Source organism: Litorivita pollutaquae, assembly GCF_003205515.1.
GTDB lineage: Bacteria > Pseudomonadota > Alphaproteobacteria > Rhodobacterales > Rhodobacteraceae > Litorivita > Litorivita pollutaquae.
Window position 1 is genome coordinate 224,815 of record NZ_KZ826481.1, and the last position, 23,042, is coordinate 247,856.

A 23,042-nucleotide genomic window follows, 5' to 3' on the forward strand; every position below is an offset into this window, starting at 1 on the left:
CTAAGGCGCAGCAATTAAGCGCCGGTTAATCCCAATCGGTCACATTCGGCCGTGAACGCGATGCTACAGGAGCGCACCAAGAATGACCCAACCTCCCGCCTTGCCGCGCGCGATGTCGCGGCGCACGGCTTTGACAACCCTGGCCGCTTCGGCGCTCGTTCCTGTGGCTTCGCGCCTCGCCGCTGCGGCCGGGGACGCATCGCTCCACCATGACATCGCGCGGCGCGCGCGCGCCTTGACCGCAGGACAAAAGATCAATCTGCAATTGCTGCTGCCAGAGGGGTCGAGCGCCAATGTCACACCGGTGATCGCACAGTTTCTTGCGATGACTGGCGTCCATGTGACATTCACGGAAAGCTCCTTAGAAGAGATCAACACCCAGTTGACCCTCGACGCGCTCAGCAACACGCATACCTATGATCTGGCCTTACCCGCGACCTTTGGGGTGCCTGATCTGGTCGCCTCCAAGGCCATTTTGCCGCTGAGCAAATTTGTCGCGAAGCATGAACCCGAGGGGTTTCGCGATGACATTCTTTATCAGGTCGGGGACAGTTTCGATGGTGAAACCTACGGGTTTCAAACCGATGGTGATGCCTATGTGATGTTCTACAACAAGGCGATGCTCAAAAACCCGACCGCGCGCGCGCGCTATGCGGATCAATACGGCATGGAACTTGAAACACCTCTCACATGGCAAGAGCTTGACCGGCAAATGGCCTTTTTCAATCGCCCCGAGCAAGGCCAATGGGGCGGACTTCTTTTCCGATCGCTCGGCCATGTGGCGTGGGAATGGTGGGTTCGGTTTCATGCCAAGGGCGTCTGGCCGTTTTCGCCCGATATGGAACCACAGATCACATCATCCGAAGGTATTAGCGCCCTCGAAGACATGATCCGGTCCAGCGAAAGCCTTTGCCCGGAGGCGGTGCATGTTGGAGTGTTCCAAAATTGGGAGCGCTACAGCCGCGGCGACGTTTATTGCAACATCGGTTGGGGCGGATCGCAGAAATACTTCAACAGCGCCGGATCCGGCATGCGCGGCAACATGGTCTATGGCCCCACCCCCGGCGGAATGTTGGAGGGGGAATTGCTGATCACGCCCTATTTCAATTGGGGATGGAACTATGTGGTCGCCAGCAATAGCGCATTCCCCGAACTGGCCTATCTTTTTGCGCTGTTTGCCTCGACACCGGAAATGTCCACGCGCGCAGTGCGTCAAAAAGACGGATTCTTCGATCCGTTTCGCCCAGAACACTACGACGACATGGGTATCAAAGCGGCCTATTCTGAGGAATTCCTCGCCGTTCACCGCGCCAGTCTGGAAGACTCGATCCCCGACCTCTACCTCAAAAATCAAGGCGCGTATTTCCGTATTCTCAGCGAATGGATCAGCCGCGCCCTCAGCGGGGAGGTCTCCCCTCAAGAGGCGATGGAACGCGTGGCGCAGACATGGCAAGTGATCACCAGCGGCGCCGGTCGTCCGCTTCAAATAAAACGATGGGAACAATTGCGCGCAAAATACCCCGCGCGCATTAGGCGTGTCTTAAGAGACCTTTCCTAGCCTGTGTTTCCGTGCCTAAAAAGCTGCGCGGGAGCCGATGCGGCGGGACGGAGCATACGCCCGCGCCTGAGTCGTGAAAATACATCCGGAGCGGGATCAAATCCGCCGTCCGGCTTTGAGGTGTTTGATGAACATTCAACATAATCGCGCCATAGATAAACCGGCACTGGGCAACCGCCCGGAGACAAGCGGGCCGGATGAACTGGAAAAATTCATCTATCTGCTCAGCCATGATGTGCGCAATTCCGCGCGGGCGCTTCTCGAAGTGCCGCAATGGATAGAAGAAGACCTTATCGACCTGGGCTATCCGGTCGAAGGCGCGCTGGCTGAGAACATCAAATTGATGAACACTCACACCCGACGTCTGGATCGGATGTTGGTCGATCTTTTGACCTTTTCGCGCGTCGGACGCAAACAAACCCAACACACTGTCGACCTGGAAGAGGCTGTGCAAATGGTGTTGGCGCAAATCTCCCTGCCCCACGGGTTCACGGTCAACACGGATCTGGCGCAGCTTTCGGTAGATATGGGGGAGCGAGACATTCTGACCTTGCTTGGTGAGTTGATCACCAACAGCGCCAAACACCATCACCGCGACCGTGGTTCCATCGCGCTCTCGGCGCGGCGCGACGGCGGTGATCTGGTGATCCGTGCGCGCGACGATGGGCCGGGCATCGCGGAGAAATACCGCGACCGGGTCTTCGAGGCGATGATCACACTCAAACCGCGCGACGAGGTCGAGGGCAGCGGAATGGGATTGGCCATCGTGCGCAAGATTGTCCTGCACTACGGCGGCACTCTGCGGTGGTGTATGGAGGCCGACGACGCCAGTGCCGACCTCGAAATACGCTTGCCGACATAGTGCCCCCAATATCGCCAAGCGGGCAAGGGTGACAGCTGCCGCATCTTGGGTGCCGCTTATGACGTCATGGGAACCAGCACGGCGAACAGAGGGCGCGCCCTTTTATACCCGCCGCATGTATACCCGCCGCATGGATGGATAATGTCATTTTTCTAATGGGTGTTTTGTCGGACGGGGATGATCGCGCCAATAACCGTCGCAATCGTGCGCTTGAACGATCGCGGCAAAGCAATCAAAGGGCAATCCGCCACCACCGGCAAGATCTGCGCCCGCCCACAGCCCTTGGAACGTGCCGCCGATCGCCATGTAAAATCCGTCTTCCATACAATTTTACACGCAATGTCTCTAAAATTCTTCTTCTGCGTTAGGAGCTTATGGGGCGGATATGTGCACATTGGGGCCAATAGCAAGAAAATGAGACAGCCCCGATGCCAATTCAAGATTCGAACGCCGGTGAGGTAATGCCCCCCATCAAGGCCCTGCTCCTCGACGACAGCGCCTTTGACCGCAACCGCATCCGCCGGATGACCGAAAAATCCGACATCCCCATGATGATCGAAGAGGTGCCGACCATCGCCGCACTGTCGCAGGTGATGGATCGTGACGTGTTTGATTTGATCATGATCGATTACCAACTGGCAGAGGGCGACGGATTGGAAGCGCTCGACCTGATCCAGAACCACGCCACCAACCGCGGCGCGGCCACGATCATGATTTCCGGCCAAGAACATATGGAGGTCGCGGTTTCTGCCTTTCGCAACGGATGCCATGATTTCATCACCAAAGACGAATTGACCCTGCCGATGCTGCGTGACGCAATGCAAAGCGCCTTGCAAAATGCCAGCATCGCGATGCTGCGCGGGCCACAGATCGCACAGGAAATCCAAAAACAGGTGCAGCAGGCAATGCGCAGCACCCTGGAAAGCGGTGTCATGCAATCCGCTCTGACCGAGGGGCTGCGTCAAGCCGCCGACCGGATCGGCCTAGAGGTGGCAGGCAAGGGAACCGAGGAAATGGATGCGTTTTTAACCGAGTTCGTGGCCGACGACCGGTTTTACTTTTAAGTGCGCCTCACCACAGAATCGCCCCTCGAAACATAATCAGCGCCGTCAGCGCCGCGTCACGACAATAAAGTTGCGCGGTGCCCACTTATGATGCGCGCTGCTGTTTGGTCGCATCGCGGCGTCTGTCCCGATCCGCCTGTATCTGTATGGTCTATCGCGATAGGCGCCACAGGGGAGAACCCGACCCGACATCCCCGTCACGACCGCCGTCGACGCCCCGCCGAAAATCGAAACTAATTGCCCCTGCTCGGGGTGGATGCCGGCGCGAATAATCAAGTTCGACAAAGGGCGGAAGGGGCGCCGCGCGTTCTCGCTCCTCCGGTGAGCGGAGGCACTGCCCGCTTGCGAGGGCGCAGGTCTGCCACGCAGAACGCAGCGTAACCTACATGCCGCAAAGAACCAAGTCAGACCGGAAACATACGCAGCCGCCGTGCGGGCAAACACGCACATGACCCCGATCAAAACACCGGCCTAGAATCGCCTTTTTCGGGGCGGCGGTGGAAACGGCCGAGTTCAATCCCTATGCCAGTCATCGGGCCACATCCGCAAAGACCATATCCCGACAGGCCTTGCAGCATCTTACATTAACACATGAAATCAAAGTGGTGCGGGTGAAGGGACTTGAACCCCCACGCCTCGCGGCGCCAGAACCTAAATCTGGTGCGTCTACCAATTCCGCCACACCCGCATCCATGGCCGTGATCCGCAGTGCGGGGGCCGAATGAGGCGTGCAATAGCAAATCCCGTGGCCGGTTGCGAGAGAAAAATCATCCAAATGCGCCGGCCCGCCGTTTGCTCAAAATGGCGACAAATGCCTGTGGCCGCAAAGCGGTAAGTAACGAATTCTTTTGCTTTGCATTGCTACACGAAACACACGCCGCCCCCTAACCCCCTCGAGGTCCCCATGTCCCGATTGATCACCAAACTCTCCATTGGACACATCATGTTCTTGTTCATCGCCATCGGATTCGCCGTGGCGTTGTTCTTCGCGCAAATGCAATTGCGCGACAAAATGGAAAAATCGCGCGAACTTGAATCGCTGCCGCATTTTGCCACCTTGAGCCGCGCACTCGGCATGATGGTACATGAGCTGCAATCGGAGCGTGGGATGACATTGGTTTATCTGACGTCAGGCGGCAGGATTCTTGGCCCGGAGTTGCAAGAGCAACGCGCCCGTGTCGACAAAATGCGCGACACGCTCGACGCACGTATCGCCGCCGACCGCCCCTTCCTTCCGGCGCCTGTCGCAGAACGGGTCACTGCGCTATCGCAACATCTCGAAACGCTTTTGGCCGGGCGTCAGGCCGTCGATGGGCGCGCGATTTCTCCCGGCGAAGCGGCCGGCGCCTATACCGAATTTCATCACGAGGCATTCGCGGAAATCGGAGATTTGGCGCAAACTGTGCCCTCGGGACGGTTGTCTTACTTGATGCAACGCCACTCCATCTTGCTATCCGCCAAAGATATGGCCGGCCTTGAGCGGGCCGTGGGCGCAAGCGGATTGAGTATGGCCGCAAGCGATACCGGGACCGGCGTATTCAAAATGGAGACACTGATCCGCTTCCGCGAACTGATCAACCAACAAAGCGCTTTGCATAACCACGTTTTGGCCACCTCTTCGGATGCGGTGGGCACGGCGTTACAAGAGGCCCTAATGAGCGATGTCGCCCAACAAATCAAAGAATGGCGCACCAGCATTCTCGATGATGATGCCGTGATGATGGGCGATATTTCCGTTACGAATTGGTTCGCTGCCCAAACAGCCAAACTGGACATGCTGCTCGCGGTGGAACGGCAAAGTGGTGATATTTTGCAAGCCGAGGCAGATGCCGCCGCCGGTCAGGCACAGGCCGCAATGATGCAAAACTTTATTCTTCTCGGTGTGGCCCTATTGGCATCAAGCGTATTGTGCTTTGTCATCTATCGTAGCTATCGCGCTGCCCTCGCCTGTATTTTTGCCCCGATGGACGCCTTGGCAAAGGGCGACACCGACGTGGATATCCCCAACATGACCCGTCATGAATTGGGCCAAGTCGCCAGCGGTTTGCGGGTGTTTCGCGACAATGCCGCCGCGCGCAAAGCTGCCGTTGCTGCCGAAGACAAGGCCCGCGACACCGCCGTTAAAGAGATTGCCGATGTAATCGAAAGTTGCAAAAATGGCCACTTTGACAAATTCATCGACCTCGACACCAAAACCGGCACGTTCCAAACCCTGAGCGCCGCGATCAATGACATCGTCAAACTTTCCGGTGAGGCCATCGATACCCAGCACCGTTATGAATCCGATAAACGCGCGAAACGCGAAGCCGCCGAAAAACGCGCCGCGAAAGCCTCGGCAGAACTGGCCACGGTTGTTGAGGCCTGCTCGAACGGCGACTTCTCCCAACGTGTGCCCGAAGACGACAAGACCGGCAGCTTCCTCGACCTGTCCAAAGGCGTGAACCGAATTTCCGAGGTGACGGAGCACGGGCTTGAAGATATCCGCATGGTTCTGGCCGGATTGGCCGAAGGCGATTTGACCCGCGAAATGCATCCGGACCACCACGGCTTATTCGGCGATATCCGCGATGCGGCCCAACGCACGACACAGGTTCTTGCAAGCATCGTCAATGATATCAACGGATCGGCGACGCTGGTCGGCGAGACTGCGGGTGGGTTGGGGCGCTCGGGCGTTGAATTGGCCGCCCGCACGGAAGAGCAAAATGCCGCCGTGCAGTCCTCCAGCGAGACCATCTCGGCCCTGGCCCGTGGGGCCACCGACAATGCCAAGGAAGCCGATGATGGCGCGAAAATGGCACTGACCCTACGCGATGTTGCGCAGGGCGGCGCGCGCACCGTCAGTGAAGCGGTCGAAGCCATAGGGCATGTAGAATCGGCCTCCAGCCGCATCGCAGACATCACCAGCACCATCGACGAGATCGCCTTCCAAACCAACCTTCTGGCGCTCAATGCTTCGGTCGAAGCCGCGCGCGCCGGATCGGCGGGCAAAGGCTTTGCGGTGGTGGCCACCGAAGTGCGCGGCCTCGCGGGGCGCTGCGCCGACGCGTCACAACAGATCGCTGCGCTGATCGCGGAGAATGTCCGCGAAGTCGAAGGCAGTGCGCGCCACGTCAAAAACAGCGGCGAGGTCTTCGAGCAAATCCGCGACGGGATCGAACCTTTGGTGACGATGATCTCTGCCATCGCCGAACGGTCGAGCGAACAAAGCGAACGGGCGCAAACCGCCCAAGGTGCCGTGGCCGAAATTGCCGTGGCCACCAATCAAAACGCCGAGTTGACCCAACAATATGCCTCCGTGACCGAAACCCTTGCCCATAACAGCGAGACACTGCGGGATCTGATCGGCTTCTTTAACGTCGATGGCATGGGCAAACGCTCCGACGGGGACGGCTTCGCCGGGGATGCGGGCGCCCAACACCGCCACACCTATGACGCGGCATGATCACGGCGGAGGGGCCCTTCCACCTTGGACAAAGTGGCCGGTCGGGAGGGGCGCCGGGGCCGTGCATTCGCGCCACATCCGCCGCGCGCAAGATCTCAAAGGTCAAATTCCTTAGCAATGTCCTTAATGCTGCCTTAATCTCATTTAATAAATTGAGGCAGACAAACAGCGAGAAACGCCATGAAACCGAATACGGTCGGGCGCTCGGAAGCAAAGCTTTCCACCAAGAGCGCACAGAGTGAAGAAATCCTACACGCCCAAGGCCTGATGGCCGGAAGCATTGTGTTGACCCTCGAAGGTGAGATGCCGGTGGAATTTCTCTCGCCCGGAGATCGCGTGATCACCCGTGACAGCGGCATGGCCGTGATCCGCCACGTGCATCGCCGGTTGGCCCATATCGAAACCGTTCAGATCAAAGCCGGATCTCTCGGCCATGCCCGCCCCGAAAGCGACGTGACATTGCCCGCGAGCCAAGAGATCCTGATCCGCGATTGGCGCGCAAAGGCGGTCTTCGGCAATAAACAAGCCTTGGTGCCTGCCCGCCGTTTGGCCGATGGTGAGTTTGTCACACTGCAGCACGCGCGCGACGTGACCCTGCACATGATCGAATTTGACCGTGAGCACGTGATTTATGCCGATGGGTTGGAATTGTCCTGCCCGCTTTTGCAACACGCTGTTCAACAGGCCGAAGCGGCCTAAGCGCCCTTTCACCTCCCGACATGTCCTGATTTCCCACAAGGCGCCCAATCTGTTGGGGGCCTTGTTTCGTTTCAGGCAACGCCAAGCGCGCGCATCACCTTTGGCAATTCCTCGGGCAGGTCTTCGGCAATCAACCCCGGCCCGAAGCTTCGCGCGCACTCTACATGCAGGTAAGCCCCCATTTCAGAAGCAACCAACACCGGCATACCCCGCGCCAACAGCCCCGTGATGAAACCCGCCAAAACATCGCCCGATCCGGCCGTGGCCAACCACGGCGCGGCGCGGCTGTAATATGCCGGCGACAGGATCGCGCGGCCGGTTTTGTCGGCAATCACCGTATCAAGGCCCTTGTAGAGCACCGAACAGCCTGCTGCGGCTGCGGCCTCGCGGGTTGCATCCACTTTGGAATAGGCCGGACCAGAAATCGCCAAGGCCTTCAGTCTGGCGGATATCTGCGGAAAGAGACGCGCAAATTCACCCGCATGAGGCGTCAAAATGCAATCATCGTGCAGCAATGCCATCAATGCGGGATCTTGCGAGAGCGCCGTCAGCGCATCCGCGTCGAGCACAGTTTTGCGTTTTGCACGCAAAGCAACCGGCAAAAGCGACGCCGCGCGCGCGATCCCCATCCCCGGCCCGAGGCAAAGCGTGGTGATGCGGCTGTCTTTGAGGGCTTCATGTAAATCCTCGGCACTGTCGATGCGAGCGGTCATGATCGATGTCACCTGCGCCGTCACCTCCGGCATCGCGGCGGCCGGCACGCCAAGGCTCACCACCCCCGCGCCGATCCGCAACGCCCCGCGCGCCGCCAATCGCGCCGCACCGGTTTTTCCCGCAGCGCCGCAAAGAACCAAAGCATGGCCGTAGGTGAATTTATGGCTGCCCGCGCCGCGATATTTTGAGAGCATCGCCATATCATACGTCAAATGCCGCAGCTGCGGATCAGCGTCGCCCTTTGGCCCGTCACGCATGAAAAGCTTGGGAATACGCAGCCCTTTCGCAGGATGTCGCGTTTCGCCTTTGGCCGCAAGATTGCGTTTTTGCCAATCCGAAAGGCCGATATCCTTGACCACCACCTTGCCGCAGACCGCCGGACCCTCCGCGAGAAAATGCCCCGCTTTGGCCGATTGGAACGTCACGGTGAGCGCGGCGAACCGGTCTGAATACACCGGCGCGCCGTGGGGCCTTGCGTCCAGCAGGTTTGCGATTGCCTCGGGGGGCGGCGGGACCAACACGCGGCCACTGTCGAGGCAAAGGCCCGAGGGCGCATCGACGGATACCATTCGCGCGGCATAATCATCCCCACCCGCGCCGCCAAGGTGGCGCAGAAATTGCGCCAATTCACCATCAGGCGCGCGCGACAGGCCCGTGCCGAAAATCGCGTCGATGTAGATGTCTGCGGTGTTGCGCCCGTCTTTGCGAAAGTCTTTCTCCGACAGCGGCAGCACATCACCCAGCCTGCACCATAGGTCATAATTCGTTTTTGCATCCGGCGGCAGGGTCTCAGGGGCGCCATAGAGAAAGACCTGCACCTCCCATTCACGCTCCATCAAAAGCCGCGCGATGACAAAGCCGTCGCCGCCGTTGTTGCCCGGCCCGCAAAGCACCACGGCACGGTAAGAGGATTTTGCGAGGGCTGGCCATTCCTCCATGATCGCCTCGACCACGCCCGCGCCCGCGCGTTCCATCAATTCGAGCCCCGTGACCCGACCGGATTCGATAGCAGCAGCTTCGATGGCCCGCATTTGGGCAGTGGTCAGCAATTCAGACATGGCATTTCCCACGGCATCCACGACAATCGTTTTCAAACTGCATAAATTTTACGCACATCGCGCAATATTCAGGCGCAGACTCTGGATTCCCCTTGGCTCCCAGCGTAGGAACAGCTTAGCCAATTGAGGCGGCTTTGGGAAAGTGTTCTCACCGCCATGACAGAAAACGAGGAGGCCGCCCGTATGAAAAAGATCGAAGCGATCATCAAGCCGTTCAAGCTGGACGAAGTCAAAGAAGCGTTGCAAGAGGTTGGTGTGCAGGGGCTTTCGGTGATCGAAGTCAAAGGGTTCGGGCGTCAAAAGGGCCATACCGAATTGTACCGGGGCGCAGAATATGTTGTCGACTTCCTTCCTAAAGTGAAAATCGAAGTCGTGCTCGAAGACGATCTGGTTGATGGAGCCATCGAGGCGATCATCGACGCGGCCAAAACCGACAAAATCGGTGACGGCAAAATTTTCGTCTCGCCCGTCGAACAAGCAATCCGCATCCGCACAGGCGAAAGCGGTTCTGACGCGATCTGATCGCGCCATAGAATTCCGCGGCACGTTCTAACCGGCGGGCCGCTGCGAAGATCAAAATTTCCAAACGAGAAGGGACAAGGGAATGAGCATTCAGGCAGTTCTCAAGCAGATGAAAGACGAAGAGATCGAATATCTCGACGTCCGTTTTACCGACCCGCGCGGCAAGTTGCAGCACGTCACAGTGATCTGCGATGAAGTCGACGAAGATTTCCTCGAAGGTGGCTTCATGTTCGATGGCTCCTCCATCGAAGGTTGGAAATCGATCGAAGCTTCGGACATGAAGCTGATGTTCGATACCGAAAGCACCTACATCGACCCCTTCTATGCCGAGAAAACCCTCTGCATCCATTGTTCGGTTGTTGAACCGGACACCGGCGAAGCCTATGCCCGCGACCCGCGCGGCACGGCGCAAAAAGCCGAAGCCTATTTGAAATCGTCGGGCATCGGCGATGCGGCCTATATGGGTCCAGAAGCGGAATTCTTCCTCTTTGACAACGTCAAATATGCCAACACCATGAACAAAGTGTCCTATGAAGTCGACGCGATTGACGGCGCATGGAACACCGACACCGATTACGAGATGGGCAACATGGGCCATCGTCCGGGCGTCAAAGGCGGCTACTTCCCCGTCAACCCGACCGACGAATCCCACGACATCCGTGCTGAAATGCTTTCGACGATGAAGCGTCTGGGCATGAAAGTGGACAAGCACCACCACGAGGTTGCGTCTTGCCAGCACGAGCTTGGCCTCGTCTTCGGCACATTGACCAAACAGGCCGATGAGCTGCAAAAATACAAATACGTTGTGCATAACGTCGCGCATGCCTACGGCAAAACGGCGACCTTCATGCCCAAGCCCATCGCAGGCGACAACGGCACCGGCATGCATGTGAACATGTCGATCTGGAAAGATGGCAAGCCATTGTTTGCAGGCGACAAATACGCTGACCTGTCGCAAGAAGCGCTGTACTACATCGGCGGTATTTTGAAGCACGCCAAAGCGTTGAACGCCTTCACCAACCCGTCGACCAACAGCTACAAACGCCTGATCCCGGGTTTTGAAGCGCCGGTTTTGCGCGCCTATTCGGCAAGCAACCGTTCGGGTTGTGTGCGTATCCCATTCGCGGAGAGCCCCAAGGCAAAACGCGTCGAAGCGCGCTTCCCCGATCCGGCTGCGAACCCCTACCTGTGCTTCGCGGCGCTCTTGATGGCCGGCCTCGACGGCATCAAGAACAAAATCAATCCGGGCGAAGCCATGGACAAAAACCTCTACGATCTGCCGCCTGAAGAGTTGGCCGATATTCCGACGGTTTGCGGCTCCTTGCGCGAAGCGATGGAAGAGCTGTCCAGTGACATGGACTTCCTTTTGGCCGGTGACGTGTTCACCAAAGACCAGATCGAAGGCTATATCGACCTCAAGATGGAAGAAATCGAACGGTATGAGCACACGCCTCACCCCGTCGAATTCCAAATGTACTACAGCTGCTAATCTCTTAGGGTTACAGCGAAAGGAAGGGGCGTCCGTTTCGGGCGCCCCTTTTGCCGTCCGGTGCGTTGATGCGGGCGCGATGGGGCCTTTGACCTGTGTTGGATCGAACCTGCGCGCCCCTGCCCCGCGACGTGCATTTGCATATCATCATTGATTGCGCGGGGTTCGAACTTGCCTCCTCTGCCCTGCCCGCTACAGTCGGGGCGCTTAACCACTTTGCCTTTGGGGGGCTGCATGTCGCGTCTGTTGAAAATCTCTACCCTTTTGCTGACGCTGGGTCTGGCTGCGCCAACCGCTGCCGCGCCATGCGGCAACACAGCCTCCGGCTTCGAGGCGTGGAAGGCCGATTTTGCCAAGGAAGCGAAGAAAGCAGGCGTGAAATCCAAAGGCATCGCGGCACTCAAAGGCACCCAATACGCCAAGCGCACCATCGCCGCCGACCGCAACCAAAAATCCTTCAAATACAGTCTCGACAAATTCATGCAGCTGCGCGGCGCCGATACGATCGTCGCGCAGGGGCGCAAACGCAAAGCCCGCGATGCGGCGTTTTATGCAGCACTTGAGCAACGATACGGCGTGCCGGCGGGGGTAATTTTGGCCATTCACGGCATGGAAACCGGATTTGGTCATTTCATGGGCGACAGCAATGTCGTCTCCTCGATCACGACGCTGGCCTATGATTGCCGCCGCTCGGAGTTTTTCACCGGACACACGCTGGCGGCCTTGCGGCTTGTGGATCGCGGCGTGGTATCACCCAAAAGTATCGGCGCGAAACATGGCGAATTGGGCCATACGCAATTCTTGCCCGGCAATGTCGAAAAATACGGCGTGGACGGCAATGGCGACGGGCGTTTGGATATGAACAACCTGTCCGATGCCATGGCCTCTACCGCGAATTTCCTGTCGAAAAAGGGATGGAAAACCGGCAAGGGTTATCAAGAGGGCGCGCCGAATTTTCGCGTGATCAAGCAATGGAATGCGGCTGGCGTCTACCAAAAAGCCATTTCCATCATGGGTGCGCGCATCGACGGATAGGCGCGCGGCGTCTTGACAGAGCCGCATAGGGCGGCGTAAAGCGCGCATATGGGGCGCAGGCCCCCGCCGCTCGCGCCCTTTGGGTTTGGTGAAGTCCTGTTCAACACGATCCGTTTTCATGACCCCCACTTTGGTCACGGATGGATGGCAATGCGAGCCCCGTCTGCCCCATGTGACCCATTAGGGACCTGAAAACATGGATATTTCTCTACCTTCCCGCGACGCCCTCAAAGCGCAAGCCAAACGGATGCGCGCCGCTTTAACCGATGCGGGCACCCCGATCACCCATGCCGCCGCGCTCGAAGCGGTGGCCGCTCAATGGGGGTTTCGGGATTGGAACACCGCACAGGCCGCCGCCGGTGATGCGCCGCGCCGCCGCTTCCAAATTGGTGAGGAGGTGCACGGGCGATACCTTGGCCAGAACTTCACAGGCCAAATCAAAGCCAGCGCCGAAATGGGCCATAACTGGCGGCTGACAATCGTTTTTGACGAGGCAGTCGATGTGGTAACCTCGGTGCATTTCTCCAATTTTCGCAAGCAGGTGAATTGCACGGTGAACAGCCAAGGTGTCAGCGCCGCCGCCACGTCGGATGGTGAACCACAGATGCGGATATTATCGAGATAAGCACGGCAGCGGGCCGTGCGCCCGCTGCGCGCGCCTACCCCATCACGAGGCAATAGCGCCGTTTATAGTCGAGCACATCCTCAACAAACTGTGCCGCTTTTTCGGGGCCCTCAACGCCCTCGTGCAAAATGAATCCGCTGTCCTTGTACTGGAACACATAGTGGTAAGGCGCCTCGCGCGGCGAAGGATCAAAGGGCGGTTTGGGATTGCGAAACATCGGCTTTTCATGCCGCGCCTGAAAGGGAGGCCTCATTTTAAAAAGGACCATCGTCGCGCTATGATCGCCGAATTTCTCTATATGTATGTAGCGCAGCCCATCCTTCTGCTTGGGAAAGTCGAGCCCCTGCATCTCCAAGCGGAACACCGTCCAAAGCGCTTCAGGATCTTCGCCTTCGGGTTTCCACACATAGGTCCATAGGACACATCCCTCGACCTCTGCCGCATGGCGCACGCCTTCAAATTCATGTGCCCCATTGGCCGCGATCCGCGCCGCAAGGGCGATCTGTTGGGCGTCTTGGGCGCCACCCGACGCCGCCGCACCAAATATCAAAGCAAGGGACAACAGGAAGGGTTTCATATCATGTCTTTCACAACATAGGTGTGGATACCGAACACCACTGCGCGGGTTTGCGGCAAGCGCAGAATGGTTTGCCTCTCCGAGCGCAAGTAAGGGCGCGGGTCGACGGTGGGTTTGCTATCGGGGTGAAACAGATCCGGATGCGCATAGCGTAGCGCGTTGAAACGCCAAAGCGGTTTTCCCACCTGCACTCCGTCAAACAATCGCTGCACGCGTTTGGCGATGCGCGTGTCATATTCGGGCACAGGATCATGGATGGCGCGCATGGGCCGCCCTGCTTTCTCGTCCAATCGCCAATTGGCCGGAAAGCACAAGACCGCAGCCGTCAGAATATGTTCGGCAGCCCCATCGGGCTTTTGCAGAATGCAAAAATCCTCCTGCACCAGATGCGCCAACGTGCCGAGCGGATCGGCGCGTTCGATCGCAACGGTGATGCCATCGGGGCGGCGCACCTGCGCCGCGCTGATTGTAAATCCATCGTGACTGTTCCGCAGATGCGCCAAAACCTGATCCAACAATTCCGCCACTGCCGCCTCGGCCTGCGGCTGCAAATAACGCACCGCATCGCGCGCCGTATGCCAAAGCCGTGCGCGCTCCGCCATCTGCGCGGCATAAGTTTCGTCCACCACCAACCAACGCGCCGGATCAAGCGGCGCGATCCCCGGCAAGGGGCGCGGTGTTGTCATATCATCGGGCAGGATGCGGTGTAATATCTCGGTCATACCAAGACAGTAGCGCCGCCGCGCTTCAACGTCACGCGCAAGCGTATCACGTCGGTTTGGCCAGCGCTGCGGCTCATATTCCTGTGAAGCAGGTGCCGCGCCGCTTGCAACCGGCCCTGCCCCGCGCCACCCTGACACCAGCTTGCCCAGTTGCGCCAAAAGGATGCCCCATGCCCGATACTTCCGTGACCTTTCAAAACCATCACGGTGACACGCTCGCCGCAACCTTGTCGCTGCCGCAGGGGCCGGTCTTGTCCACCGCCTTGATCGCCCACTGCTTTACCTGCTCGAAAGATCTGCGGGCGCTGCGGCGGATTTCGGCACGGCTCTCGGCGATGGGGTTCGCGGTTTTGAGGTTTGATTTCACAGGTTTGGGCCAATCCGGCGGGGCCTTCGGGGAGGCGGGTTTGGGCCGCGACGTCAAGGATATCGAGGCGGCAGCGGCCTATTTGGCAACGCAAGATTTACCGCCGGCACTGCTCATCGGTCATTCGCTTGGCGGGGCGGCCGCGTTGCGGGCGGCAGGACAGATCGACGGATTGCGGGCCGTGGCGACCATCGGCGCGCCCTTCGATCCTGCGCATGTTCTGGGCCATATCACAGGTGCCGACGAAATCGACGGTCAGGATGACAATTCCCCCCGCGCCCCAAGTGACGGGGCAGAGGTCGACATTGGTGGCCGGCCTTTTCACATTCGCCGCAGCTTTATTGACGAAATGCGTCAAGGCGATGATCCCGCCGCACCGATTGCCGACCTGCACCGCGCGCTTTTGGTCTTGCATGCCCCGCGCGATGCGACGGTTGGCATCGACAATGCGGCACAGATTTTCATGGCCGCCAAACACCCCAAAAGCTTTGTCACGCTGGACGGCGCCGATCATCTTTTGACCCGTCCCGAGGACGCCGAATATGCCGCAGAGGTCATTGCCACATGGGCCGGTAAATATATCGATCTTGCCCCGCCTGCCCCGCCGCGCGGCGCCCCCGAAGGGATCGTCCGCGTATCAGAGGCCGATCCCGACGGGTTCTTGCAGGATGTGCAAAACGGCCCACACCATCATTTCCTTGCGGATGAACCCGTGGCCTATGGCGGCACCAATCGCGGGCCGTCGCCCTATGGATTGCTGGGGGCGGGATTGGGGGCTTGCACGTCGATGACGATCCGTATGTATGCGCGGCGCAAGGGGTGGCCATTGACCCATGTCAGCGTCGATGTCAGCCACGACAAAGTGCATGGCCAAGACAGCGCATTGGGCCAGACCGGCAAAATCGACAGCTTCCGGCGGTTGATCCGTCTGGAGGGCGATTTGACCGCGAGCCAGCGGGCGAAGCTGTTGGAAATTGCGGATAAATGTCCGGTGCACAGGACATTGGAGCGCGCCTCACAGGTGGAAACAGAATTGGCCTGACCCTTCACGCGCGGATGTAAGTGCTTGTCATAACATAATCTTTTCGCGGCCCTGTGACGCGCCACTGGGCGGTCCATTGTGGGGCGATGCCTTGCAATGCGGTGAAATCATAGCGCACATCATAGATGTCGGGCGGGCAATCGTGATGGGCCTGCGGCGCGGCGCTGGCGGGATCGAAGCCATGGAAATAGCGGCCATCGTCAAAGAACACATCGATCCATCCTTTGGCCCCCGCCCGCCAGTCATAGCGCCGCGTGGCGGCAAAGCGGCCCTGCCCGTCAAGTTGCATTTCGCCGGTTTCAGTCAGGCGCAAACCACCGGCATGATCCGAAAACACCGCAAGACCGTCGAACCGCGCATCCGGCCCGGCGGCGGCCGCAATCCGGCGCGTGATTGTCCAAGCGCCGTGAAACGTCATCAATTCCGGTTTTGCCGTCATCCGACCTCTCCTGACTTGCTGTCCTAGCTGCTGCCCTGCCTGCGACCCTTGCCGTGCCGCGCCCTGCCGTTTAAAGACACGGGCGAGACGCTGCTCGCAACCAAAATGATAGGTTTTGCCCATGATTCCCCGCTATTCCCGCCCTGAAATGGTCGCCATCTGGTCGCCGGAAACAAAATTCCGCATTTGGTATGAAATCGAAGCCCATGCCTGCGACGCCATGGCCGATCTGGGCGTGATCCCGCGCGAGAATGCCGAGGCAGTGTGGAAAGCCAAGGACGTGGAATTCGATGTCGCGCGCATTGATGAAATCGAAGCCGTGACCAAACATGACGTCATCGCCTTCCTGACACATCTGGCCGAACATGTCGGCTCTGACGAAGCGCGTTTCGTGCATCAGGGCATGACCTCTTCGGATGTGCTCGACACCTGTTTGAATGTGCAACTGGTGCGGGCGTCGGATATTTTGATCAAAGATATGGAAGGCCTTTTGGCCGCGCTCAAACGCCGCGCGATGGAACACAAAGACACCGTGCGTGTTGGCCGCAGCCACGGCATCCACGCCGAACCGACGACGATGGGCCTGACCTTTGCGCGGTTCTATGCAGAAATGGACCGCAACCTTGCGCGGCTGAAACTGGCGCGGACCGAAATCGCCACCGGCGCGATTTCCGGCGCGGTTGGCACATTCGCCAATATCGACCCGCGGGTCGAAGAGCATGTCTGTGCGCAACTGGGTTTGAACCCCGAACCGATCAGCACACAGGTGATCCCGCGCGACCGCCATGCGATGTTCTTTGCGACGCTCGGGGTGATTGCCTCCTCGATCGAAAATGTCGCGATCGAGATCCGCCACATGCAGCGCACCGAGGTGTTGGAAGGGGCCGAGTTTTTCTCGATGGGTCAAAAAGGCTCGTCTGCGATGCCGCACAAAAAGAACCCTGTGCTGACCGAAAACCTCACCGGTTTGGCGCGTTTGGTGCGCATGGCGGTGGTGCCGGCGATGGAAAATGTGGCGCTTTGGCACGAACGCGACATCTCGCATTCCTCGGTCGAACGCGCGATTGGTCCCGATGCCTGTGTCACGCTTGATTTTGCCTTGGCGCGCCTCACCGGCGTGATCGACAAGATGCTGATTTTCCCGCAAAATATGCTGGATAACATGAACAAATTCCCCGGCCTTGTGATGAGTCAACGGGTTTTGTTGGCCCTGACCCAAGCCGGCGTTAGCCGCGAAGCCGCCTATGCGATGGTGCAGCGCAATGCGCTCAAAGTCTGGGAAGAGCGGACCGATTTTCGCGAAGAATTGCTGGCGGATAAGGACGTTGTGGCCGCTCTTGGCGTTGAGGCGATCAACGATAATTTCGACATGAATTATCACACCAAGAACGTCGATACGATCTTCAAGCGGGTGTTTGGCGAAAGCTAAACCGCCCAAGATTGACGCGGCCAAGCGGCAGCGATCCGGCCCCAAATGGCCCCCGCGCGATGTGATCTTCGCGCGGGGGCGTTTTTATGATAGGCTAAGGGCACAAACACGCGAAAGGAATCCCGAATGAAGATCCTGAAAGTCACGTTTTTCACTGCGATTTTGACCGCCCTACCGGTGATGTCCTCGGCTTGCGCCGCCTCGAAACAAGCAATGTCTTGCGCCGACGGCATGGTTTGGGACAACAGCGCGCATACCTGCGTCACTCAAACCAACACCTGACCGCGATTTGATAAAGAGCCGCAGAAAATCGCGGCTCTTTATTGCCGCGTGAAAGGAAAAATTCACCCTTCCCTGTTTATCTGGCGCAAACGTCTATGAGGGACAGGATGAATAACCTGACACCGTTGGCCCAACTGCCCAGCCCCGGAAAATCCGGCGGCAATGGTCGGCTGACCCGTAAGCAAAAAGCCGCAATCATCGTTCGACTGTTGTTGAACGAAGGGGCCGAATTGCGGCTCAAGGATCTGCCCGAAGATATGCAGATCGCCTTGACACAGCAGCTTGGTGACATGCGCCACATCACCCGCGATACACTCGCAGGGGTGATTTCGGAATTCGCTGATGAATTGGACAGTATGGGCCTGACCTTCCCACGCGATCTGGCCGGGGCCTTGGACCAATTGGATGGGAAAATTTCGCCCCATACCGCCGCGCGTTTGCGCAAAGAGGCCGGCGTGCGCCAATATGGCGACCCGTGGGAACGGATCAAAGGTCTTGGTGTCGACCAACTTTTGCCGATTGTCGAAAACGAAAGCACCGAAGTGGCAGCTGTGATGTTGGTCAAAATAGACGTGTCAAAAGCTGCCGAACTTTTGGGTCGTTTGCCCGGTGAAAAGGCGCGGCGGATCACTTATGCGGTATCGCTCACCGGGGCGGTGACGCCGAATGCCGTGGACCGGATCGGATTGTCCTTGGCGGCGCAACTGGACGCGCAACCCGAGCGCGCCTTTGCCGATGGTCCCGTCGAACGTGTCGGCGCGATTTTGAACTTCTCGCCCGCCGCCACCCGTGATGACGTGCTCACCGGTCTGGATGAAACAGATCAGGTTTTCGCAGATCAGGTGCGCAAAGCGATTTTCACATTCTCCAATATCTATCAACGTCTGGCGCCGCGCGACATTCCCAAGGTCACTCGCGAGATCGATCAAGCCGCTTTGATCACCGCCTTGGCAGCGGCATCGGCGCAGGGCGGCGACATGGCGAAATCGGCGGAATTTGTGCTCGAGAACATGTCCAAACGCATGGCCGAATCCTTGCGCGAGGAAATCGAAGCCGCAGGCAAAGTCAAAACCAAAGATGGCGAAGAGGCCATGACCGAGGTGATCAATGCAATCCGCGAGATGGAAGCCAATGGCGAAATCTTGTTGGTTGCGGATGACGACGAGGACGAAGGTTAATCGCCGCGCAGTTATTTCACCTCAACCGCCGCAAGGATCGCACCCGGGCCACGTTTGGCAATTTCTTGAATGATGACCACGGCGGGGGTCTGCGGATTGACGGTGAGATCAATGGCCAATGCGCCCTGCCCGTCCCATTCTGCGACCCGTTGCCATCCGGTGACGATATTGACGTATTCGACTGTTTTCCCCGCATTTTCACCATGCAAAATCTGCACCTCCGCGCGTGGTTTATAATGTACCACTTGCACCGCCATCATCGACCGGCTTTGCGGCAATGCCGCCGCAAGCAGGCTGATCTGGTTGCCATTGCGGGTCGCGGTCAAGGCCACCGGCGCAGGACGCGCGCCATGTTTGGAAATCAAGGTGGCGACATCTTTGGGATGCGCGCCCACCACATCATCGGTGCCGCCAACAATCATTTGCGGCGTATAAATCGACCGGCGTTTGCCTTGGCGGGCATAGGCTTTTTGCCGCGCGGTGAAGGCCGGATTTGCGAATTTATCTTTCCAACCAATATAATCCCAATAGTCCACATGCAGTGACAGAGCGATCACATCACCGCGTTTGGCAAGCTCGGCCATCAGCGCATCTGCGGGCGGACATGATGAGCAGCCCTGTGAGGTATAAAGTTCAACCACCACGGGGCTGCGATCCTGCGCGCGGGCGGCGTCTGGCGTCGCGAGCGCGCCAACCACAAAAGCCGCTGCCGCCATAACCATGGAGAAAACCGCGCGGCGCGGCCTACGGCGGAGGGATTGGTTGTTCTCATTGACGGCCCCGTTATTCAGACCTGCCGTATCGTGGATCGAACCCATGTGTCGCGCCTCTATTCCAAAACTCCTCCCCTATTTAGACAGCACAGATTGAAATAACCAATCAAGGTTTCGAGAGAGCCCGTGTGATGCGCCCAGTTGACCACAGGCAGACAATCGTTGCGAATATTTCTGTGGGCGAGATCGGAAACCCACAGGAGGCCGGTGGATCATCCGGCCGATCCGCGCACGGCCCATCAAACCCGCAAAGGGCCCGCACCCCGCCCAAACTGCGGGCCAAAGGCCAAAATTGTGTGCGATGGTATACAAAAGCGCATTTCCCCCCTTGATTGCACCGCCTCAATGCGGCAGAAGCGAGCCAGCACAACCCTGTTTCACACCGAAAGGGAGGCCAACCATGCCCATCACAGTCGGACAAGACACCGCCAAGACACGCAAAACGCTGAGTGTCGGCAGCAAATCCATTTCGTATTACTCGATCCCCGCCGCTCAAGAAGCCGGGCTTGGCGATTTTTCGCGCCTGCCTGCTGCTTTGAAAGTGGTGCTGGAAAACATGCTGCGCTTCGAAGACGGCGGCTTTTCGGTTTCGGTCGATGACATCAAAGCCTTCGCCGAATGGGGCGCCAAGGGCGGCAAAAACCCGCGCGAGATCGCCTATCGCCCTGCCCGCGTGTTGATGCAGGATTTCACCGGCGTTCCGGCGGTTGTCGACCTTGCCGCCATGCGCGACGGGATCAAGGCCCTTGGCGGTGATGCGCAAAAGATCAACCCGTTGAACCCTGTTGATCTCGTGATTGACCACTCGGTGATGATCGACGAATTCGGCAATCCCCGCGCGTTCCAAATGAACGTCGACCGCGAATATGAACGCAATATGGAGCGGTACCAGTTCCTCAAATGGGGTCAGGGCGCGTTTAACAACTTCCGCGTTGTGCCCCCCGGAACCGGCATTTGCCACCAAGTGAACCTTGAGTATCTGGCCCAAACCGTTTGGACCGACACCGACCAAAACGGCCAAGAGGTTGCCTATCCCGATACGCTCGTCGGCACCGACAGCCACACCACAATGGTCAACGGCTTGGCGGTTCTGGGTTGGGGCGTTGGCGGCATCGAGGCCGAAGCTGCGATGTTGGGCCAACCGATTTCGATGCTGATTCCCGAAGTGATCGGTTTTGAATTGACCGGCACAATGGTCGAAGGCACCACCGGCACCGATCTGGTTCTCAAGGTCGTCGAGATGCTGCGCGAAAAAGGCGTTGTCGGCAAATTTGTCGAATTCTACGGCGCCGGTCTTGACCGTCTGCCGCTCGCCGACCGGGCGACCATTGCCAACATGGCACCGGAATATGGCGCCACCTGTGGGTTCTTCCCGATTGACGGCGAGACCCTGCGTTACCTGCGCAACACCGGCCGCGACGAAGAGCGCGTTGCTCTGGTCGAAGCCTATGCCAAGGAAAACGGGTTCTGGCGCGATGCGGATTACAATCCGATCTACACCGACACCTTGACGCTCGACATGGGCACCATCGTTCCGGCGATCTCCGGCCCCAAGCGCCCGCAAGACTATGTCGCGCTGGATCAAGCTGCGCCGGCCTTTATGAATGTCGTTTCCGAATATCGCGGCACCGATGCCACTGCAGACGCGCAAGACATGGCCGCCGAGGGCCCAACGCCCACGGCCCCCGCCGACCCGCGCAAATCGCACCCGGTCAAGGGCGAGGATTATAGCCTCAACGATGGCTCGATCGTGATCGCCTCGATCACCTCGTGCACCAACACATCGAACCCTTATGTGATGATCGGTGCGGGTCTTGTCGCCCGCAAAGCGCGCGCATTGGGATTGAACCGCAAGCCTTGGGTGAAAACCTCGCTCGCTCCTGGATCGCAAGTCGTGTCGGAATATCTTGAGGCCGCAGGCCTGCAAGAAGACCTCGATGCGGTGGGCTTTAACCTTGTCGGTTACGGCTGCACCACCTGCATCGGCAACTCCGGCCCGATTCAACCGGAATTGTCCGAAGCCATTGCCGCCGGTGATTTGATTGCCACATCGGTTTTGTCGGGCAACCGCAACTTTGAAGGGCGCATCTCCCCTGACGTGCGGGCCAACTACCTCGCCTCGCCTCCCCTTGTGGTGGCCTATGCTTTGGCGGGCGATATGAACATCGACATCTCCAAAGACCCGATCGCGCAAAATGCCGAAGGCAAAGATATCTACCTCAAAGATATCTGGCCGACCAACAAAGAGATCGCCGATCTGGTCGAAAAAACCGTGACCCGCGAAGCCTTCGTGTCGAAATATGCCGATGTGTTCAAAGGCGACGAAAAATGGCAGGGCGTCGAAACCGTCGACAGCGAAACCTACAATTGGCCGCCCGAATCGACCTATGTGCAAAACCCGCCCTACTTCCAAGGCATGGGTGCAGAGGCCGGTGTGATTTCCGACATCGAAGGTGCCAAGGTTCTGGCGATCCTCGGCGATATGGTCACCACCGACCACATTTCGCCCGCAGGCTCGTTCAAGGACACGACCCCTGCCGGTCAATATCTGACCGAGCATGGAGTGCCTGTGCGCGAATTCAACTCCTACGGATCGCGCCGCGGCAACCACGAAGTGATGATGCGCGGCACCTTTGCCAACATCCGCATCAAGAACGAGATGCTCGACGGGGTTGAAGGCGGTTACACCAACGGACCGGACGGGGCACAAACCTCGATCTTCGATGCCTCGATGGCATACCAAGAAGCAGGAACACCTTTGGTGATCTTCGCTGGTGAGCAATATGGTGCCGGTTCGTCGCGTGACTGGGCCGCGAAAGGCACGGCGCTGCTCGGCGTGAAAGCCGTGATCGCCGAGAATTTCGAACGGATCCACCGCTCCAACCTTGTTGGTATGGGCGTGATCCCGTTTGAATTCACCGGTGGTGATACGCGCAAATCGCTCGGCCTGACCGGCAAAGAGACCGTTTCGATCTCTGGACTTGCGGGTGATTTGAAGCCGCTGTCGAATGTGCCCTGCGAGATCACATTTGCCGATGGCACCGTGAAAACCATCCAGATCAAGTGCCGCATCGATACGGCACCTGAAATCGAATACGTCGAAAACGGCGGCGTGCTGCACTACGTGCTGCGCAACCTTGCCAAGTCGTAAGACTTTTTAGAGAC

At 58.5% G+C, this 23,042-nt stretch carries 20 protein-coding genes and 1 tRNA gene; 14 read left to right on the plus strand and 7 right to left on the minus strand.

What is annotated here, in order from left to right; genetic code table 11:
* Positions 1–82: 82 nt before the first annotated feature.
* Positions 83–1,558 carry an extracellular solute-binding protein gene (locus DI396_RS01050; RefSeq protein WP_110794310.1) on the plus strand — a complete coding sequence of 492 codons (1,476 nt, stop codon included), beginning with the start codon at positions 83–85 and terminating at the stop codon, positions 1,556–1,558.
* Positions 1,559–1,685: 127 nt separating this feature from the next.
* Entirely contained in the window at positions 1,686–2,420 is a 735-nt protein-coding gene (locus DI396_RS01055) for a sensor histidine kinase (protein ID WP_110794311.1), read from the plus strand.
* A 144-nt stretch (positions 2,421–2,564) separates the two neighbouring features.
* On the opposite strand, the gene DI396_RS01060 is transcribed toward DI396_RS01055, so the two are convergent.
* Positions 2,565–2,726: a hypothetical protein gene (locus DI396_RS01060; protein ID WP_162617119.1), complete on the minus strand. Its 162-nt coding sequence runs from the start codon at positions 2,724–2,726 to the stop codon at positions 2,565–2,567.
* A gap of 122 nt (positions 2,727–2,848) precedes the next feature.
* On the opposite strand from DI396_RS01060, the gene DI396_RS01065 reads away from it, so the two are divergent.
* On the plus strand, positions 2,849–3,484 hold the full coding sequence (locus DI396_RS01065; protein WP_110794313.1) for a response regulator: 636 nt from the start codon (positions 2,849–2,851) through the stop codon (positions 3,482–3,484).
* A 603-nt stretch (positions 3,485–4,087) separates the two neighbouring features.
* Here DI396_RS01065 and DI396_RS01070 read toward each other — a convergent pair.
* Positions 4,088–4,172: transfer RNA gene (locus DI396_RS01070), tRNA-Leu, on the minus strand.
* 216 nt (positions 4,173–4,388) lie between these two features.
* Here DI396_RS01070 and DI396_RS01075 point away from each other — a divergent pair.
* Both DI396_RS01075 and DI396_RS01080 read left to right on the plus strand, forming a co-directional pair.
* A complete protein-coding gene (locus tag DI396_RS01075) occupies positions 4,389–6,926 on the plus strand; it encodes a methyl-accepting chemotaxis protein (protein WP_110794314.1) in 2,538 nt (845 codons plus the stop codon).
* A 180-nt stretch (positions 6,927–7,106) separates the two neighbouring features.
* A complete protein-coding gene (locus DI396_RS01080) occupies positions 7,107–7,625 on the plus strand; it encodes a Hint domain-containing protein (RefSeq protein ID WP_110794315.1) in 519 nt (172 codons plus the stop codon).
* A gap of 71 nt (positions 7,626–7,696) precedes the next feature.
* Here DI396_RS01080 and DI396_RS01085 read toward each other — a convergent pair whose 3' ends face one another.
* The gene (locus DI396_RS01085) at positions 7,697–9,397 is read right to left on the minus strand and encodes an NAD(P)H-hydrate dehydratase (RefSeq protein ID WP_110794801.1); all 1,701 of its coding nucleotides are present in this window, start codon (positions 9,395–9,397) and stop codon (positions 7,697–7,699) included.
* Between the two features lie 183 nt (positions 9,398–9,580).
* On the opposite strand from DI396_RS01085, the gene DI396_RS01090 reads away from it, so the two are divergent.
* The 4 genes from DI396_RS01090 to DI396_RS01105 all read left to right on the plus strand — a co-directional run bounded on the left by DI396_RS01090 (position 9,581) and on the right by DI396_RS01105 (position 13,068).
* Positions 9,581–9,919 carry a P-II family nitrogen regulator gene (locus DI396_RS01090; protein WP_110794802.1) on the plus strand — a complete coding sequence of 113 codons (339 nt, stop codon included), beginning with the start codon at positions 9,581–9,583 and terminating at the stop codon, positions 9,917–9,919.
* A gap of 82 nt (positions 9,920–10,001) precedes the next feature.
* The gene (gene glnA / locus DI396_RS01095) at positions 10,002–11,408 is read left to right on the plus strand and encodes a type I glutamate--ammonia ligase (RefSeq protein ID WP_110794316.1); all 1,407 of its coding nucleotides are present in this window, start codon (positions 10,002–10,004) and stop codon (positions 11,406–11,408) included.
* Between the two features lie 234 nt (positions 11,409–11,642).
* Positions 11,643–12,443 carry a lytic murein transglycosylase gene (locus tag DI396_RS01100; RefSeq protein ID WP_110794317.1) on the plus strand — a complete coding sequence of 267 codons (801 nt, stop codon included), beginning with the start codon at positions 11,643–11,645 and terminating at the stop codon, positions 12,441–12,443.
* A gap of 196 nt (positions 12,444–12,639) precedes the next feature.
* The gene (locus DI396_RS01105) at positions 12,640–13,068 is read left to right on the plus strand and encodes a glyoxalase superfamily protein (protein ID WP_110794318.1); all 429 of its coding nucleotides are present in this window, start codon (positions 12,640–12,642) and stop codon (positions 13,066–13,068) included.
* A 34-nt stretch (positions 13,069–13,102) separates the two neighbouring features.
* On the opposite strand, the gene DI396_RS01110 is transcribed toward DI396_RS01105, so the two are convergent.
* The gene (locus DI396_RS01110; RefSeq protein WP_110794319.1) at positions 13,103–13,645 is read right to left on the minus strand and encodes a hypothetical protein; all 543 of its coding nucleotides are present in this window, start codon (positions 13,643–13,645) and stop codon (positions 13,103–13,105) included.
* On the minus strand, positions 13,642–14,367 hold the full coding sequence (locus DI396_RS01115) for a heme-dependent oxidative N-demethylase family protein (RefSeq protein ID WP_110794803.1): 726 nt from the start codon (positions 14,365–14,367) through the stop codon (positions 13,642–13,644). The genes DI396_RS01110 and DI396_RS01115 overlap by 4 nt, the downstream gene beginning before the upstream one ends.
* Before the next feature lie 170 nt (positions 14,368–14,537).
* Here DI396_RS01115 and DI396_RS01120 point away from each other — a divergent pair, with 170 nt between their 5' ends.
* Positions 14,538–15,776 carry a bifunctional alpha/beta hydrolase/OsmC family protein gene (locus tag DI396_RS01120; RefSeq protein ID WP_110794320.1) on the plus strand — a complete coding sequence of 413 codons (1,239 nt, stop codon included), beginning with the start codon at positions 14,538–14,540 and terminating at the stop codon, positions 15,774–15,776.
* Positions 15,777–15,780: 4 nt separating this feature from the next.
* Here DI396_RS01120 and DI396_RS01125 read toward each other — a convergent pair whose 3' ends face one another.
* Positions 15,781–16,215, minus strand: coding sequence for a DUF6314 family protein (locus DI396_RS01125; RefSeq protein ID WP_110794321.1), 435 nt, complete (start codon positions 16,213–16,215; stop codon positions 15,781–15,783).
* 121 nt (positions 16,216–16,336) lie between these two features.
* Here DI396_RS01125 and purB point away from each other — a divergent pair, with 121 nt between their 5' ends.
* The 3 genes from purB (at position 16,337) to DI396_RS01135 (ending at position 19,104) form a co-directional block, all read left to right on the plus strand.
* Complete coding sequence (gene purB, locus DI396_RS01130; protein WP_110794322.1) at positions 16,337–17,644, plus strand: adenylosuccinate lyase; 1,308 nt, start codon at positions 16,337–16,339, stop codon at positions 17,642–17,644.
* A gap of 126 nt (positions 17,645–17,770) precedes the next feature.
* Positions 17,771–17,926, plus strand: a complete 156-nt coding sequence (locus DI396_RS16540; RefSeq protein ID WP_204362771.1) for a hypothetical protein — start codon at positions 17,771–17,773, stop codon at positions 17,924–17,926.
* Positions 17,927–18,033: 107 nt separating this feature from the next.
* A complete protein-coding gene (locus tag DI396_RS01135; RefSeq protein WP_110794323.1) occupies positions 18,034–19,104 on the plus strand; it encodes a flagellar motor switch protein FliG in 1,071 nt (356 codons plus the stop codon).
* Between the two features lie 11 nt (positions 19,105–19,115).
* Here DI396_RS01135 and DI396_RS01140 read toward each other — a convergent pair whose 3' ends face one another.
* Positions 19,116–19,922 (minus strand): DUF1223 domain-containing protein, encoded by an 807-nt coding sequence (locus tag DI396_RS01140; protein WP_235851693.1) that lies wholly within the window; start codon positions 19,920–19,922, stop codon positions 19,116–19,118.
* 355 nt (positions 19,923–20,277) lie between these two features.
* Between DI396_RS01140 and acnA the strand changes: the two genes are divergently transcribed.
* Positions 20,278–23,028 (plus strand): aconitate hydratase AcnA, encoded by a 2,751-nt coding sequence (gene acnA / locus DI396_RS01145; RefSeq protein ID WP_110794324.1) that lies wholly within the window; start codon positions 20,278–20,280, stop codon positions 23,026–23,028.
* The last annotated feature ends 14 nt before the right edge of the window (positions 23,029–23,042 follow it).

What these genes read in the sequence shown, in the direction of transcription:
- DI396_RS01050 (WP_110794310.1), top strand. Translation starts at nt 83, where the DNA reads ATGACCCAACCTCCCGCCTTGCCGCGCGCGATGTCGCGGCGCACGGCT.
- DI396_RS01055 (WP_110794311.1), top strand. Translation starts at nt 1,686, where the DNA reads ATGAACATTCAACATAATCGCGCCATAGATAAACCGGCACTGGGCAAC.
- DI396_RS01060 (WP_162617119.1), bottom strand. Translation starts at nt 2,726, where the DNA reads ATGGCGATCGGCGGCACGTTCCAAGGGCTGTGGGCGGGCGCAGATCTT.
- DI396_RS01065 (WP_110794313.1), top strand. Translation starts at nt 2,849, where the DNA reads ATGCCAATTCAAGATTCGAACGCCGGTGAGGTAATGCCCCCCATCAAG.
- DI396_RS01075 (WP_110794314.1), top strand. Translation starts at nt 4,389, where the DNA reads ATGTCCCGATTGATCACCAAACTCTCCATTGGACACATCATGTTCTTG.
- DI396_RS01080 (WP_110794315.1), top strand. Translation starts at nt 7,107, where the DNA reads ATGAAACCGAATACGGTCGGGCGCTCGGAAGCAAAGCTTTCCACCAAG.
- DI396_RS01085 (WP_110794801.1), bottom strand. Translation starts at nt 9,397, where the DNA reads ATGTCTGAATTGCTGACCACTGCCCAAATGCGGGCCATCGAAGCTGCT.
- DI396_RS01090 (WP_110794802.1), top strand. Translation starts at nt 9,581, where the DNA reads ATGAAAAAGATCGAAGCGATCATCAAGCCGTTCAAGCTGGACGAAGTC.
- glnA (WP_110794316.1), top strand. Translation starts at nt 10,002, where the DNA reads ATGAGCATTCAGGCAGTTCTCAAGCAGATGAAAGACGAAGAGATCGAA.
- DI396_RS01100 (WP_110794317.1), top strand. Translation starts at nt 11,643, where the DNA reads ATGTCGCGTCTGTTGAAAATCTCTACCCTTTTGCTGACGCTGGGTCTG.
- DI396_RS01105 (WP_110794318.1), top strand. Translation starts at nt 12,640, where the DNA reads ATGGATATTTCTCTACCTTCCCGCGACGCCCTCAAAGCGCAAGCCAAA.
- DI396_RS01110 (WP_110794319.1), bottom strand. Translation starts at nt 13,645, where the DNA reads ATGAAACCCTTCCTGTTGTCCCTTGCTTTGATATTTGGTGCGGCGGCG.
- DI396_RS01115 (WP_110794803.1), bottom strand. Translation starts at nt 14,367, where the DNA reads ATGACCGAGATATTACACCGCATCCTGCCCGATGATATGACAACACCG.
- DI396_RS01120 (WP_110794320.1), top strand. Translation starts at nt 14,538, where the DNA reads ATGCCCGATACTTCCGTGACCTTTCAAAACCATCACGGTGACACGCTC.
- DI396_RS01125 (WP_110794321.1), bottom strand. Translation starts at nt 16,215, where the DNA reads ATGACGGCAAAACCGGAATTGATGACGTTTCACGGCGCTTGGACAATC.
- purB (WP_110794322.1), top strand. Translation starts at nt 16,337, where the DNA reads ATGATTCCCCGCTATTCCCGCCCTGAAATGGTCGCCATCTGGTCGCCG.
- DI396_RS16540 (WP_204362771.1), top strand. Translation starts at nt 17,771, where the DNA reads ATGAAGATCCTGAAAGTCACGTTTTTCACTGCGATTTTGACCGCCCTA.
- DI396_RS01135 (WP_110794323.1), top strand. Translation starts at nt 18,034, where the DNA reads ATGAATAACCTGACACCGTTGGCCCAACTGCCCAGCCCCGGAAAATCC.
- DI396_RS01140 (WP_235851693.1), bottom strand. Translation starts at nt 19,922, where the DNA reads ATGGGTTCGATCCACGATACGGCAGGTCTGAATAACGGGGCCGTCAAT.
- acnA (WP_110794324.1), top strand. Translation starts at nt 20,278, where the DNA reads ATGCCCATCACAGTCGGACAAGACACCGCCAAGACACGCAAAACGCTG.